The organism is Bradyrhizobium sacchari (genome assembly GCF_002068095.1).
Lineage (GTDB): Bacteria > Pseudomonadota > Alphaproteobacteria > Rhizobiales > Xanthobacteraceae > Bradyrhizobium > Bradyrhizobium sacchari.
In genome coordinates, this window is the sequence record NZ_LWIG01000031.1 from 16525 (window position 1) to 31250 (window position 14726).

Consider the following 14726-nt stretch of genomic DNA (forward strand, 5'->3'; position numbering starts at 1 on the left):
GCGTAACGCTCACGCTTTTGCAGATTTCGTCTATGCAACAGGAGTAAACTAAATGCCGTATCTTCCCGTGGCCGGTCTCCCAGTGGTGGGCGCGCCCGACTCGATGAACGGAGTGGTGCCAGAAGGGGCGGTTGTCACTCCCGCCTTCAACGCCTTGTTGGGGCAGTATGCTCCGGCAAGCTACCAGTATCTGCCGGTAGCCTCATCGGCCGTCGTCAGTCCGGGCGTTGCGAGTGTCGTTCCGCTCGTCGTGGCGCCAGCCGTCGTGACGACCCAGGCGTACATGATGGCGCCTCCGCCTCCCACCATGCTGATGAGCCAGCTGAGTCAGAATTCGGAGTCTGCTGTGGATCCGGTGTGGACGCATGAGGTCAAGGATGGCAAGGCCACGATCAACCTTGGAGACAAGTATACGATTACGGCCGATGAGAAGGATGGCACCTGGACGGTTCGCAACAACCAGACCGGTCATGTCACGGTAATTCATGGCGACCCCCACGTTGATGCTGATGGAGACGGCAAGGATGACTTCGATTTCAAGAAGGATATGACGTTTCAGCTCGACGATGGCACGAAGATTACTGTCAATAATGTCGACTACGGTAATGGTGAGGCCATCTCGTCAAAGCTTACCATTACGAACGGCCACAACGCGATGGTTGTCGAGGGGCTCGGCGACGACAAGGATGGCGAAAACAATCTGAGGGTGACGCAGTCCAATGCTGGGATGACCCTTGACGAGTTGACGTCCGATGGTGCCCAAACGATCCATGAGAGTGGCCAAGGCTGGGTCGATGGCGCCGGACGCGCGGTGAATCAGGCGAGTATCGATGCAGGCGAACAAGGGCGCGGGCCAGGTCAGTATGCAAGCACAGCGCCTGCCTCTACGGCCCCCGTCTTCTTCGTTCCTCCTCCTCCGCCGCCTCTTGCGATGGTGCCGGTTGCAGCCGCCCAGGTGCCCACGCAGTCCTCTCAGCCGGCGCCGGTGTGGTCGCATGAGGTCAGAGACGGCAGGGCCGAGATCAAGCTTGGTGATAAGTATTCGATGTTGGTCGACGAAAATGACGGAACGGTGCTCATTCGTAACAATCAAACAGGCAAGGTCACGGCGATTCATGGCGATCCCCACGTCGACGCCGACGGTGACGGCAAGATCGATTTTGACTTCAAGAAGAACATGACTTTCCAGCTCGACGACGGCACTAAAATTACTGTCGACACCGTCGATATCGGCAATGGCAAAACGATGGCCTCGAAGCTGACCATTACCAACGGCGACAATGCTATGGTCGTCGAAGGGCTTGGAGACCGCTTCGACGGTAAGAACAATCTTAAGGTGACGCAGTCGAATGCGGGCCGTACGCTTGATCAGCTGACTTCGGATGGAGCCCAGACGATTTATGAACAACCAGGCTCGGGCTGGGTTGATCGGTCTGGACGCCAGGTGAACCAGGAGATCATCGACAGCAATGAGAATCCCGGCACATCGTCGGATGCTTGAGTCGGCCGCGCGCCTGGTTAGTATTGGGAGGCGTTCCTAGCTTTCGGATAAGTCACTGAAGCGGGCGCTAGCGCCCGCTTTTCGTGTCGGCGAGGAAGATGAAGATATGAGGTGCGGCGGCGTATCGATCCAGGGTCGCCGCTCTCATCGCGGGATCGGGGCGGTCTGAGTTGGCGCCAATCGTGTCGACAAACGCGCCGTGACCTCGGGATCAGGTACCCGCAACATTTGTTTCGATTCTTGTGTCAGGGATCCAGGAGTCGCGCAGGTATGGGCGCGGCGAGCGCCAAGGTTCGCCGATGTTACGGAAAATCTCAAAGGATCTCTCTGGTGCACGATACCAATCGAGGATAGCCAGCTGACGCAATTGATCATTGGTTCGCTTGAAACGTCTATTGTCCTGACTAAAGAGCGCTCCTGACGAGCCCTCATCGAATAATGTGGGCGCGGCCGCATGCGCAAGTTGCTGCGGCGTCTTCCCAAAGTTCCCAGCGCGATCGGATTTGCGGACCGGCCGCACCGGCGACCTGGAGGATCGCCTAAGCCGCATCTAGCGGCTGTTATGTGCCAAGTCGACCTTCTTCGCCCGATCGTTCTCGGTTCGGCTTGCCTTCCGTCAGACCCTTCCCTGTGCGCGTCTGATAATCCGGGCCTTTACCCATCGTCTAGCTCGCTCATAGCGTCATCCATATCTGACTGAGAATCGCTTATGACTTGGGTGGCGACGGCAACCAGAGCCTTTTCGAAGGCTCGCTGCAACAATGCTGCGGGTGAATTGTCGCCGCCGTTCGGGGCGTTATCGGTGTTTGTGCCAGCTTCTGGCGCCGTTGCTGCGGTATCGGCTGCGCCTGTGTCCATGTCGTAAAACCCAGCTAGCGGCGGTGCCGCGAATGACCTATTCCTGTCCTGCTAGCAGGGACAGCTTGCAAGAAGCTGACGAATGGTGAGGCTGTATTGATCTCGTGAGTCCTGCGCTCAGTGATCTCAGGTGACCTCGCGTCTTGGAATTGTGATGCGCAAAGGACTGTGCTGGTTTGAATGATCCGGCCGCTGCGTGTCTGCCGAACATCGGCACGCATTGGTCCGGCTCCAGGCGGGCCTGAGAGCCAGTGGATCGGATGGCATCTGTGTTCCGCTACTCTGGGATAGGGAGCTGGCCCCTGTCTCACGATTCTAGAAAAAATGACGCGAACGAGGGAGGTGCACCTTGCCCGACTTCTGAGGCAGGTCATCGAGTGGAATGCTGAGATGAGAGACATTGGGGTGGCGAACAGAGGTTTTCGCGGCTCAATCCGTCTAGAGCTATCATTGAAGATATTCATGCTTTAGATGGCCCGCGGGCGTACCTCTCTGAGCGCTGCTATCAGTCAGGCTATTGCCACCAGATGCTAGAGTCCTCGTGTTGCGAATGATCAATCGTTCGAAGGAATGAGGGGAGCGGCAGAGCAAGCACTTCGGCATTGAAGGTGCTCAGGGGAGCGTCATACCCTGACTATCCTGGTCCGGAACGCGTTTACCTTCATCTCGACGACATAATCTTCTCGCGGTCCGTCTAGATCGCCGCGTGACTCGCCGGGCTGGGCGCCAGACTTGCTTTCGCAGCCAAATTGCAATGCTGGCCCTTGTGTTCTCACCGGGCCATAAGAAGGACTATGTCATGCATCCGGCTCGCGCGGTCTTTGACTCGACCAGTGCCCTCGCACGAGGGCGCCTGGCACTTTTGTAGTGGCCCGGAAAGGAGAACGTCGCCGCGCCACTCGCCAGGTGTTTTGCCATCGGTAAGGTCGGTGTCGGCCCCGCGGAGATCGCCTTGCAATTGCTGGCTGCCGCCGTTAGCGGGTGGGCGGGTCTTCCGTGTCTACAGGCTGCTCTTGCTCTCCCTCTTCAGGCCAAAGGGTCGGCTCTAGCGAGGGTGTGAGACGAATGAAGTCCTCCCCCCTCCATTCGGCAATATGAGGGACCCCAAGAATGGTGAAAATTGCCGTCGGGTGGTCCTTGCTCGGCTTCACTCCGCTGCGCTCCAGCATGTCGATCTGAGCGCTTGTGGCTGTTTGACCAGTAAACACCCAGTAGTCCTTCGCGAGATGTCCGTCCCACATACGGAACTCGGAAAGTTCTGGCGGAGCTGCGGAAGACGCACCTTGGGGCGGCCCCGCCTGCAATGGTGGGGCGTGGGAGGGGCCAGCGTGCGACGGCGCACCCTGAAAAGGGGCGGTGCGGGATGGTCCCGCACGCGATGTCCCCGCTTGTGGCTCACCGTGCAGCGGCTCGGCATCCGTCGGGCCGACATCTAGATTCTGCCATATCAGATCTTGATCGAAGCCGGGATGGTCGTCGATGGCCTGAGCAATGGTCTGGGGCGAGAGATGCGGCGGGCCTTTTTCCGGCTCTGGCGCCTCGACGGCCGCAGGCGGGGCATATAGATCATCCAGCCGACCCCAACCTGACGAATGGGGATGCGCTAAATCTGGGTGAGGCCGATAGAGGTGTCCAGTATCGAAGTATGGCGAGTAGGGATGGCCCGCGTCCAGATAGGGTGAATAAGCCTCGCCCTGCAGCACGGGATGGACAACGCCCTGGGCCAAAGCGCGAGCCTCTATGCCGCTGAGCTGCCGCTCGAACTCGGTTGCATCTGTCGCTGTGCGTGCTGTGTCGGACTCCGGGCTCGTATTCGCCGGGGCGACTGTATTGAAATCCACCCTGTTTCTCCTTCCAAATGATGACGCGCATCAAGCTATGCTAAGCCTCAGCTAGCTCGGAAGGACGCGTGCGGAGGCCCACATTGATCTTTAATGCCTCGCGCTGCGTGCAAAGGCAGCGCAACCCAATTTCCCTCGAGCACCCGGTCTCTGATCCATCTATCGGGGCTGTCACAAGCAAAGCAGCCGCCAAGACCTCGCAGGCTCATGCTGGGGACCTTAGCTTTCAAAAAGCTGACGATCGGATGAATATAGGCAGGCGCCGGACGGACCGACTTCGCTCGGAGCGGTCTTGCCTCTTCGACCATCACTTCTGGCCTGGACCGGCTTCGCGCAAAACTCCCTCATGGTGCGGCGTTTCGGGAGAACCTTCCGGCCGCCCGTTCCGGAAGACCGTGCTCGAGGAGCCGCGAAACAGCATCAAAATCGACTCGTGTGACCTCTCGACGGCAACGGGACTGCGCCGGGCCTGCGCTTCCGCCATAAGGCCCTTAAGGGTCTGGTCCACCAGCGCAACAAATCGCGGTGGGCCAGAAGCAAGGATGAGGCCCTCTCCGGGAGCCGGTTTCACGATATAGCGCTCATCCGAGATGTTGAGCGCGTCGAGCGCGGACTTGAGCGCATCGAAGCTGATCGGGTTCAACACAATGAGCCGGCTTTGCGCCTCGTGGGCGGCTGAGATGTAAAGGACGAGCCCGTCGTAATACCACTGAAGATTGTACAGGGCAGTCAAACGGTCAAGGAATTCTCGTGGCGGCAGGTCCGGCATTCGTCCGCGAATCCGGCCCCTGACGTCGGCGCTGACATTGACCCTGATATTGAGATTGTTTCCGAACTCCTGCAGCGCCGCAGAAAGATCCTGATCGAGAACGGTGTAGCTATAAGGAGCGGACGGCAGTGAAAGGGATGCAGCAGACGAGCGCATTATTCCGATACAGATCAAAACGCCGGCACAAAGAATTCTTTCTAAGATATGTACCATCGTGGATCGCGCGAGCATTCCCGGACGCCTTCCGCTCATCATGAAGTTGGAGTTTCGTCCCAGCCTGGAAGCCAAACGTGATCTTTAGATGACGCAGTCAGCCCGATCTCCGTCAGGTTTTCGTCAGCTCGCCGGCCTATGAACTTGATCGATTCATCGGTTAAACGCCCAGGTCTCATCCCGCGAGCACAATGACTCATTCCATGTTGTTAGGCGCAGCGCCGATCCATCCCAATTCAGCCGACTGTCTTTCCGCTACCTGCTCGCCGGCAGCTGCTGGCGAGCAGGCGCGCTTCGAGCAGTCCCTGGCGCAAGTAGCTTCCAATCAAGGGTCTGCTTTCCCGCTCGCGAATCGGCCCACAGCGGCTCCGCCGATATTGGAGGTCCAGCGCACGAATGTGCTGGCAAGTCCGCCCGGTGACCGAATCCTTCAAACGCTTTCCAGTATCCACCAGGGCCGCGCCTTTCCTCCGGCGAGTGCGCCGGCTCCCGTGACAGGTTTGCAGTCTGGACCCGCTGCGCAGCTGCTTTTGCAGGCGGATAACGTCGGTGCACATGCAACTGTTAAACCGGTTGGAGCCGATTTTGAATCGATGATGACGAATCTGCGAGATGTATACAGGGACGTTATTCAGGTTTCCCTCGTCTCCAAAGGAACCAGCGCCGTCAGCTCGTCGCTAAACAAGCTGCTATCGGCCGGCTGAGCAAGCTGATGACTGGCGATATGAAAAGGGGTAGCTGGGGCGGCCGTCTATCGTGGCGGCAGCTTCGCATGTGTCTTGCTCTGCCCTTTCTCGTCTCGCTGATCGGCTGTAAGGCTGATCTCTACACCAAAATTCAGGAGCGCGAGGCCAATGAGATGCTCGCCCTTCTTCTTGGCAAGGGTGTTGATGCTGTCCGTGTTGTCGCCAAGGACGGAACCAGCACGATCCAGGTCGAGGAAAAGCAGCTCGCTTATTCGATTGACCTGCTCAACGTTGAGGGGTTGCCGCGCCAATCCTTCAAAAATCTTGGCGAGGTGTTCAAAGGGTCGGGCCTCGTTGCCTCGCCGATCGAGGAACGGGCACGCTACGTTTATGCTCTGAGCGAAGAATTGTCGCGCACGATCAGCGATATAGATGGCGTGCTTTCAGCGCGCGTCCATGTCGTTCTGCCGAAGAACGACTTGTTGCGGCAAGATGCGACCCCTTCCTCAGCCTCGGTTTTCATTCGCCATGGCTCCAGCGCTAAGCTCTCGGCACTGTTGCCGCAGATCAAGATGCTCGTCGCAAACAGCATTGAAGGGCTGTCCTACGACAAGGTCGCCGTCGTCTTCGTGCCGGTCGAGCGCGCTCCACTCGAGCAGTCTGCCGCGCCGGTAGTCCCTACGACTCAGTCAGCCAGAGCCGGTTCAGTGCCGTTACTTGCGCTTGCTATGGGAGGCGCCGGAGCAGTATTCGGCATTGTCGCTTGCGTATTCTTGGGGCCGCGCTTGCGTCATTTTGGACAATCACCGAGTAAGCTGAGCATGTTCGGTAGGGGCTCGCGTGTGTCTGCTGAGCAAGCGGCGGACAAAAAGATGATTGCTGATGCGACGTAGTCTGGACGCTCATGTCGGCATCGATGTCATCCACAAAATCCAATCGTTCGTTCACGCTCGTACCCGATCGGCTGCGCGAGCTTGCTGCCTCGGTCGATCCCGGTCGTTTTGCTGGGCTTCTTGACCCGCTACTTTCGCCTTCCACGTTGGCAAGGCTACAGCAGAGTGCCAGGCTGCAGCCAAGGCTGGCCGAATTGCTCCTGGGCAGCAACGTGGAGGTGAGCTGTGCCGACTGGAACGAAGATGCTCTCCTGGGGCATGATCCGCGGCGAGCTGCGCTGCTCGCGGGCAGCACCTGGCATGCACGCTCGATCCTCAAGCTGGTTTCCAGGCACGATCTGCCGAAATTGGTGGAGTTGATCGGTCCCGAACCGCATGCTTTCGCAGTCCGGAATTTATCCAGTGCCGTCGCAACGACCCCAATCGTCGACCCGGAGCAATTGTCCCGACAGATCGAATATGACGGGCATGCTTGTCTCGGCGCCTGGCTCGAAGAGACGTCATCGCTTGCCCGTATCTGCGTGCTTCTACGCTTGCCAGTTGGGACGGCCGCCGAGAGTCCAACTGCTGAACACCGTAGCGCAGCAGGCCAGCTGCTTTCGCTCGTGATGGCTCATTTGCGTACAGAGGCTGCCGGAGCATGACGGCCGATGCCCCACCACCGCCGGCGGCCCCGCAGATTCGGCCTCTTGGACCGCTGATCCCAGCTGTGCAGCTTGAGATCTGGCAGGATGCCGTACGGGCGCGGGCCGCTGCCGAGCGGCATCTGCAGCGGGTTCGCGGGTGGGCTCGCCAGGCTTATGAGCGGGAACGGGCGCGGGGGCGCGCCGAGGGTGCAAAGGCTGGCGCAGAGGAAATGGCGCGGCTGATTGCGCAGGCGACTTGTGAACTGGCCCAGCGCAAGGCGCTTCTAGAGCGGGAATTGCCGCAACTTGTCTTTGAGATCGTTCGCGATCTGCTTGGCGCGTTTGATCCGGGCGAGATGCTGGTCCAAAGCGTTCGTCATGCCATCGAGCAAAGGTATAAGAACACGGAAGTTTGCCTTCACGTATCCCCACTGAAAGCCGACCTGCTAGCCAGTGAGTTCAAGGACTATGATGGACTCGAGGGCCGGCCGAAGGTCAGGATTGAGGCGGATCCGGCGCTGAGCGCGGACCAATGTGTCTTGTGGAGCGAGTTTGGCAATGTCGATCTCGGACTTGCCGCGCAGCTGCGCGCGCTGCGTCTCGGGTTTGGCTTGTCAGAGGAAGCTGAATCGTGACCGTGCAACGACCGACCCATGATGCCGCGGCCGCAGAAGGAACTGTAAAAGCCGCACTCTCGTCCTTGAGAGCTTCCGCCAAGCACATCGATACACGGGCCGTCCGCGGCCGGATCACGCGGGCGGTGGGCACGCTGCTGCACGCCGTCTTACCGGAGGCCAGGGTCGGCGAACTGTGCTTATTGCAGGATCCTCGCAGCGGATGGTCGCTCGAGGCCGAGGTGATCGGTCTTTTGCCCGACGGGGTGTTACTCACGCCCATCGGGGACATGGTGGGGCTGTCCAATCGCGCGGAGGTGGTTACGACCGGGCGAATGCAGGAGGTGGCTGTCGGCCCCGATTTGCTCGGCCGCGTCATCGACAGTTTTGGCCGACCGCTCGATGGCAAGGGCCCGATAAAAGCTGGCGAGGCCAGACCGCTGCGCGGCAGGGCGCCCAATCCGATGAAACGGCGCGGGATTGAACAGCCGTTCCCGCTCGGCGTCCGTGTCCTGGATGGTCTCCTGACATGTGGAGAAGGTCAGCGGATCGGAATCTATGGTGATGCCGGTTGCGGCAAGTCGACGCTGATGTCGCAAATCGTAAGAGGCGCGGCGGCCGACGTCACCATCGTTGCGCTCATCGGCGAGCGCGGTCGAGAGGTGCGTGAATTCATCGAACGTCATCTTGGAGAAGCCCTTCACCGTTCCGTTGTTGTGGTGGAGACCTCCGATCGATCGGCAATGGAGCGGGCCCAATGCGCCCACATGGCGACAGCGCTGGCCGAATATTTTCGTGATCAGGGCCTTCGCGTCGTTCTGATGATGGATTCTCTGACGCGCTTTAGCCGCGCCATGCGTGAAATCGGCCTAGCCGCAGGAGAGCCGCCGACCCGGCGGGGATTTCCGCCCTCCGTTTTTGCTCTGTTGCCCGGCTTGTTGGAGCGCGCCGGCATGGGTGAGCATGGCTCCATTACGGCCTTCTATACGGTGCTCGTCGAAGGTGACGGCACGGGTGATCCAATAGCGGAAGAATCACGCGGCATCCTTGATGGCCACATTATTCTCTCCCGCGCGCTGGCCTCTCGAGAGCATTTTCCGGCTATCGATGTGCTGTCGAGCCGCAGTCGCGTCATGGATGCGATCGTGTCTGTGCCCCATCGCAAGGCGGCATCCTTCTTCCGCGATCTGCTCTCACGCTACGCTGAGGCCGAGTTCTTGATCAAGGTCGGTGAATACAAGCAAGGCTCTGATCCGCTGACCGATCGCGCGATCGCCTCGATCGAGCAGCTGCGCGCCTTTTTGCGACAGGGGCAGGGCGAGGGGTGCAGCTTCGAGGAGACGATCGCATGGATATCGCGTCTGACCGCCTGAGTCCTGTTCACGCCTCAAAGCTGCGGCTCGTCAAAGACATGCGAGAGCGAAGCGCCATTCGTGAATTGTCTAACAGCGAGGCCAAGCGCCACCTCGCGATTGAAGCTGTCCGAGAAGCTTGCCAGCATCTTGCACACGCCGAAGAGCGCCGCGCAAATATCGAGGCGGAGCTCTATCGCGAGATGGTAGCGGCCGATGCGATATCTGTCTGCGAACTGCTGCGACGCTATCATCTCATCATCGGGCGGCTCACAGACGAGATCACAGCGGCGCAGCGCGCTCTTGACAAGGCCCGTGTTGTTCAAGAGCAAGCTGAGGCTGCGGTTCTTGAGGCACAGGCCGTTTGGACCAAGCGTTCGGCGGCGAGCCAGAAATGGCGTGAGATCGACCACGACGTTCGGCGCATCACGAATGCTCATTTCGAAGCCGCCGCCGAAATCGAAGCCGAAGATGAAGTCTTGCTCCGCTACCGACGAGGCCCATCAGGGCAGACGGCAGGTGAGCCAACATGATGGCAGATCCTCTTCCGCGCCAGCTAGCGACCTGCGACGCGGAAGCCGCACCGGCGTCATATCGGCTGGCTGAGCCCGCAGCCTTCATGCCGACGCTGATCCTCTCGCACGCCGTCGCCTCGTGGCTTAACGAGATCGCAGCGTTGCGTGCGCCTCTGCAAGGCGTCCTCGGCGAGAAGCCGCTCTCGGTGCGTGTAAGCCGAATCGTCTGGCAGGCGGAGCCGGCTACGACATCGATGCTTGACTGCGTCTTCGAAGTAGATGGTGAAGCCTTGATCCTGTCCTTGCCCGGTAAGGTTGCGGAAGCGCTGGTTGGGGCCGTGCAGGATGGGCTTACCTTACCTTCTGAGCCGACGCGTTCGCTGGTCCTGGAACTTGCGCTTGAACCCTTGCTTGCTCCGCTGGAAAGAATGACGCAGCGGAATCTGCAGCTTGTCCGCACCGAGGAAGCGCGGAGTACGAAGCCTTATCTTGAATTTGACGTCGCCTATGGTGAGCTCGCGAGCAAGGCTCGGCTCCTTCTATTCTCGCCACTCGACGGTTCCGTTCCGCCGGCTTTCGCCGTTCTCGGCGAGCTTCTCGGCCGATTACCGCGACAGACGGCCAAGCTGCTTTCCAAACTCCCGGTCACCGTTGCAGGCCATATCGGTTCGCTCCGCGTCGCGATCGGCGTTCTTCGCCAAGCAGAGCAAGGCGACGCGCTGCTCCCGGACGCAATTCCACTCGCGCGAGGCCAGATCATTCTCGCTGCAGACAGATTGTGGGCCCCTGCAGAGATTGCCGGCGATAGGCTGATGCTGCGAGGACCATTCCGCTTGCAATCCCACCCCCTAAAAAGTGAAGATGTGATGCCCCAAAGCCAGGCTCAACAGCAGCCCCCGACCGAGGCGGATATCGACAGCATCGAGATCACACTCGTCTTCGAATGTGGCCGCTGGCCGGTACCGTTGGGAACCCTGCGAACCATCAACGAAGGCCACGTGTTCGACCTTGGCCGTCCTCTTGATGGCCCGGTCGATATCCTTGCCAACGGCCAACGTATCGGCCGCGGCGACATCGTGCGGATCGGCGAGGAGCTGGCCGTCAGGTTACGCGGCAGGTTGGCGCTTAATGACTGAGATCCAACCCAGCATTCTTGCGCTTCTTGCGATTACGGTCGGCCTTGGCCTCCTGGCCTTCGCTGTCGTCACAACTACCGCCTTTATCAAGGTCTCGGTTGTTCTCTTCCTTGTGCGCAATGCGCTGGGGACTCAATCGATACCGCCGAACATCGTCCTTTACGGAGCGGCACTAATCCTGACCGTTTTCATCAGCGCTCCGGTCTTCGAGCAGACCTATAACCGCCTTACCGATCCGCAACTTCGCTACCAAAGCTTCGATGACTGGGTGACGGCCGCCAAGGAGGGGCAGGAGCCGCTGCGTGCTCATCTGAAGAAATTCACCAACGAAGAGCAGCGCCGCTTCTTCCTGTCGTCCACCGAACATGTCTGGTCGGAGGAGATGCGCGGCAGCGTAACGGCAGATGATTTCGCAATTCTTGTGCCGTCGTTTTTGATTTCTGAACTCAAGCGTGGGTTCGAAATTGGCTTTCTTCTCTACCTTCCATTCATCACGATCGATCTGATTGTCACGACGATTTTGATGGCCATGGGCATGTCGATGGTATCTCCCACGGTGATATCTGTCCCCTTCAAGCTCTTTTTGTTCGTCACTATCGACGGCTGGTCGCGTCTCATGCACGGGCTGGTACTAAGCTACACGACGCCAGGAGGTTAACCATGAACGAAGCCAGCATCCTTACGCACCTCAGTCAATCGCTCGTGCTCTTCATGATCTGGGTTCTGCCGCCGCTGCTCGCAGCTCTGATCTCCGGCTTGATCATTGGCCTCATCCAGGCGGCAACTCAGCTCCAGGACCAAACCCTGCCGCTGACGGTAAAGCTTTTGGTCGTCGTCGCCGTGCTCGCCGGGTTTTCTCCCGTGCTCAGCGCTCCACTGATCGACCAGGCCGAGCACATCTTCAGCGAGTTCCCAGCACTCACAGCAAGATACTAACAGAGCTTGGATGGCCGGCCTGTCACCCGCAGAAGCGCAAGCTCTGGTTCAGGGCATGATCGAATTTGTCGCCGCAACCGGTCTGAGTGCGGCCCGCGCCCTCGGCATTATGCTGGTGCTTCCCGTCTTCACCCGGCCGCGTATCAGCGGCCTGGTTCGGGGAGGCCTGACGATTGCGATCGGCCTGCCGTGCCTCGGTCAGATCAAGCTCGGTCTGCAGGCCCTGGACCCGAACACGCGCCTGGTCAGCGTTACCATGCTTGGCCTAAAGGAGGTGTTCGTCGGTCTTATGCTCGGCATTCTGCTCAGTATTCCATTATGGAGCGTACAGGCAGTCGGAGATATCATCGATACCCAACGAGGAATTTCAAGCCAAGTGGCGGGGGAGGATCCCGCGACCCACAGCCAAGCGTCCGGAACTGGGCTTTTTCTCGGTGTTACGGCGGTTACGATCTTCGTTCTGGTCGGCGGGTTGCAGACCATGGTGAGCGGCCTCTATGGCAGCTACCTAGTGTGGCCTGTCTATCAGTTTCTGCCTGCCGTGACAGCGCAAGGGGCAATGGAATGTCTGGCCCTTCTGGATCGTATCATGATGACGACCTTGTTAGTCGCCGGGCCGGTGCTGGCCCTGCTGCTGCTGGTCGACATCTCGGTCATGATGCTCGGCCGCTTTGCATCTCAGCTCAAGATGAACGATCTCTCCCCGATGATCAAGAATGTTGCATTCGGGGTCATCATGGTCAGCTACACCGTCTATCTGCTACAATACGCCGGAGCTGAAATCCTGACCTCGAACAACATGCTCGAGTATCTGAAGAAGCTGTTGAAATGAGCTCTACGAGTGAGGAGAAAAAGCTTCCTCCGACGCCCAAGAAGCTGCGCGATGCGCGCAAGAAGGGGCAGAGCGCGCGCAGCTCCGATCTGGTGAGCGGCGTCAGCGCCTGTGCCGGTTTCGGCTGCCTGTGGTGGCGAGCGGGTGCGATCGAGGACAAGTGGCAAGAGACGGTCCGACTGGTCGATAAACTGCAGGGGCAGCCGTTCACAAGCGCGGTGCCACAAGCGCTCAGCGGCTTGCTAGAACTTTCGATTTCCACGGTTGCTCCGTTGCTCGCCGCTGCCGTGACAGCAGCTCTTCTGGCCAATGTCCTGGCCAATGGCGGCTTTATGTTTGCTTCGGAGCCGCTCAAGCCGAAGCTTGAGAAACTGGATCCTGTCAAAGGCTTGAAACGCATCGCCTCGAAACGTTCGGCCATCGAGCTCGGCAAGACGCTAGCTAAAGCGATTTTGGTTGGTGCGACCTTCTTTCTTGCCGTGACCGCGAGCTGGAAAGCGCTGGTGTACCTGCCAGTCTGCGGCATGGGCTGTTTTGGCTTCGTCTTCACCGAGGTTAGACTGCTGACGGGGATTGCCGCTGGAGCTTTTCTGGTCGGCGGATTGGCTGACCTTCTAATCCAGCGCTGGTTATTTATGCAGGACATGCGCATGACGGAAACGGAGGCTAAGCGGGAGAACAAGGAACAGCAAGGCAATCCGCAGGTGAAGCGTGAGCACCGGCGTCTGCGGCAGGAGTCGGCCAACGAGGCTCCGCTCGGCATCAATCGGTCCACGTTGATATTGCGGGGATCGGCATCGTTGATTGGGCTGCGCTATGTTCGCGGCGAGACCGGCGTACCGGTCTTGGTCTGCCGTGGCGAGGGCGAAGCTGCCTCACAGCTACTTGGTGAGGCGCGCGCGCTGCACCTCACCATTGTGGATGACGATGTCCTGGCACGTCAGCTGCTCGGCAAAGCAAAGCTCGGCAACCCGATCCCCTCGCAATACTTCGAGTCGGTCGCAAAAGCGCTTTATGCGGCTGGGCTGGTCTAGATCGTCCCGTCCCGACGCTACGATCCGCAACTTGCGCCTGAAGGACGCTCGGTTCGTACGCCAGGGTCCGATGGGACGGCCCGTTAACTGCTGGACCGCGCCTCGCCGACCGGAGTACCGGATCACCCCCCGGCGCCAAGCGCAACAGTTGTTTGCCGATTTTGTGAGCTTCAGCGTCCTGCACGGACGTCTACTTGTACCGCCTGGCTAGAGAGGCGCTGCCACTCGGATGACGAGCCGGTAGTTCTGATCGTCAATTAGGACGGCTTCCATCTGGCGCACGCTCTCAGCGAGGCCCTGTTTTTCGATGGTCGCCTATCTCGAGCAGCGCGCTAAAGCTTGATACCATCATTGCGTTTATACCTCTCAAGTGTAGGGCGAGCGCCGCATTGAGCCGCGCGCGTTCGAGAGCTGCAAGCCTGCGCGCGAGGGAAAAAGGAGAGCGTCTAGCTTAACTCGGGACGCAAGGTATTGCCGCCGTTGACCATCAATCGGGTCTTCCCGCGCAGGGGCCTGCAATTTCTACTGCGTCATCTAACCCAACCCGCTAGCTGACACCGACAAGTTTCGCGCCGAACCTCGCGGCTTTCCGCCGATAGTTAGATCGCTCGTACCGAAGCATCCAGTTCGCATGCGATCGGGCAAGAACGTCTAGGTGATCAGGTATTGCGGTGCCGCGGCGGTTACGGTCGCCTGGTTGCGCGAGCCGCCGAGAGGGTTTCTGATTAGATCATTTACGGAGCCGGCCGTGTCTGCTTCCAACTATCGACGGCATCCACCGCGATCCAAACTGGCTTTCACGTAGCGCTCCAGGAGCGCTCGTTAGCTCAGAGGGGCGGGCCCGTCAGCAGGCCGTGCAGGCTGCGGGTGAAGCCGTCGACGGTGGAGGCGATCGCCTGTCTCAGGGGCTTGGCCAATCT

At 59.5% G+C, this 14726-nt stretch carries 14 protein-coding genes; 12 read left to right on the forward strand and 2 right to left on the reverse strand.

Features of this window, described 5'->3' with window-relative positions; translation table 11 throughout:
* The first annotated feature begins 52 nt into the window (after nt 1-52).
* On the forward strand, nt 53-1501 hold the full coding sequence (locus A5906_RS27305) for a DUF1521 domain-containing protein (protein ID WP_080138346.1): 1449 nt from the start codon (nt 53-55) through the stop codon (nt 1499-1501).
* A 1832-nt stretch (nt 1502-3333) separates the two neighbouring features.
* Here A5906_RS27305 and A5906_RS45120 read toward each other — a convergent pair.
* Together A5906_RS45120 and A5906_RS27320 are read right to left on the reverse strand one after the other, a co-directional pair.
* Nucleotides 3334-4200 (reverse strand): rhamnan synthesis F family protein, encoded by an 867-nt coding sequence (locus tag A5906_RS45120; RefSeq protein ID WP_245326933.1) that lies wholly within the window; start codon nt 4198-4200, stop codon nt 3334-3336.
* A gap of 307 nt (nt 4201-4507) precedes the next feature.
* Entirely contained in the window at nt 4508-5200 is a 693-nt protein-coding gene (locus tag A5906_RS27320) for a secretin N-terminal domain-containing protein (protein ID WP_245326934.1), read from the reverse strand.
* 173 nt (nt 5201-5373) lie between these two features.
* On the opposite strand from A5906_RS27320, the gene A5906_RS41745 reads away from it, so the two are divergent.
* Genes A5906_RS41745 through A5906_RS27375 form a run of 11 tightly spaced genes read left to right on the forward strand, consistent with a single transcriptional unit; the run spans nt 5374 to nt 13806 of the window.
* Nucleotides 5374-5886 carry a nodulation protein NolB gene (locus A5906_RS41745; protein WP_136615515.1) on the forward strand — a complete coding sequence of 171 codons (513 nt, stop codon included), beginning with the start codon at nt 5374-5376 and terminating at the stop codon, nt 5884-5886.
* 8 nt (nt 5887-5894) lie between these two features.
* Entirely contained in the window at nt 5895-6761 is an 867-nt protein-coding gene (gene sctJ / locus A5906_RS27330; protein ID WP_080138348.1) for a type III secretion system inner membrane ring lipoprotein SctJ, read from the forward strand.
* Nucleotides 6762-6772: 11 nt separating this feature from the next.
* The gene (locus A5906_RS27335) at nt 6773-7405 is read left to right on the forward strand and encodes a nodulation protein NolU (protein WP_080138349.1); all 633 of its coding nucleotides are present in this window, start codon (nt 6773-6775) and stop codon (nt 7403-7405) included.
* Entirely contained in the window at nt 7402-8022 is a 621-nt protein-coding gene (gene sctL, locus A5906_RS27340; RefSeq protein WP_080138350.1) for a type III secretion system stator protein SctL, read from the forward strand. The genes A5906_RS27335 and sctL overlap by 4 nt, the downstream gene beginning before the upstream one ends.
* The gene (gene sctN, locus A5906_RS27345) at nt 8019-9374 is read left to right on the forward strand and encodes a type III secretion system ATPase SctN (RefSeq protein WP_080138351.1); all 1356 of its coding nucleotides are present in this window, start codon (nt 8019-8021) and stop codon (nt 9372-9374) included. The genes sctL and sctN overlap by 4 nt, the downstream gene beginning before the upstream one ends.
* A complete protein-coding gene (locus A5906_RS27350; protein ID WP_080138352.1) occupies nt 9350-9886 on the forward strand; it encodes a hypothetical protein in 537 nt (178 codons plus the stop codon). Before sctN ends, A5906_RS27350 begins: the two co-directional genes overlap by 25 nt.
* Entirely contained in the window at nt 9883-11004 is a 1122-nt protein-coding gene (gene sctQ / locus A5906_RS27355) for a type III secretion system cytoplasmic ring protein SctQ (protein ID WP_080138353.1), read from the forward strand. Before A5906_RS27350 ends, sctQ begins: the two co-directional genes overlap by 4 nt.
* Nucleotides 10997-11662: a type III secretion system export apparatus subunit SctR gene (sctR, locus tag A5906_RS27360; protein WP_080138354.1), complete on the forward strand. Its 666-nt coding sequence runs from the start codon at nt 10997-10999 to the stop codon at nt 11660-11662. The genes sctQ and sctR overlap by 8 nt, the downstream gene beginning before the upstream one ends.
* Nucleotides 11663-11664: 2 nt before the next feature.
* Complete coding sequence (locus tag A5906_RS27365) at nt 11665-11940, forward strand: EscS/YscS/HrcS family type III secretion system export apparatus protein (RefSeq protein ID WP_036014823.1); 276 nt, start codon at nt 11665-11667, stop codon at nt 11938-11940.
* A gap of 10 nt (nt 11941-11950) precedes the next feature.
* Complete coding sequence (sctT, locus tag A5906_RS27370) at nt 11951-12772, forward strand: type III secretion system export apparatus subunit SctT (protein ID WP_080138355.1); 822 nt, start codon at nt 11951-11953, stop codon at nt 12770-12772.
* Nucleotides 12769-13806, forward strand: coding sequence for an EscU/YscU/HrcU family type III secretion system export apparatus switch protein (locus A5906_RS27375; RefSeq protein ID WP_080138356.1), 1038 nt, complete (start codon nt 12769-12771; stop codon nt 13804-13806). The genes sctT and A5906_RS27375 overlap by 4 nt, the downstream gene beginning before the upstream one ends.
* The last annotated feature ends 920 nt before the right edge of the window (nt 13807-14726 follow it).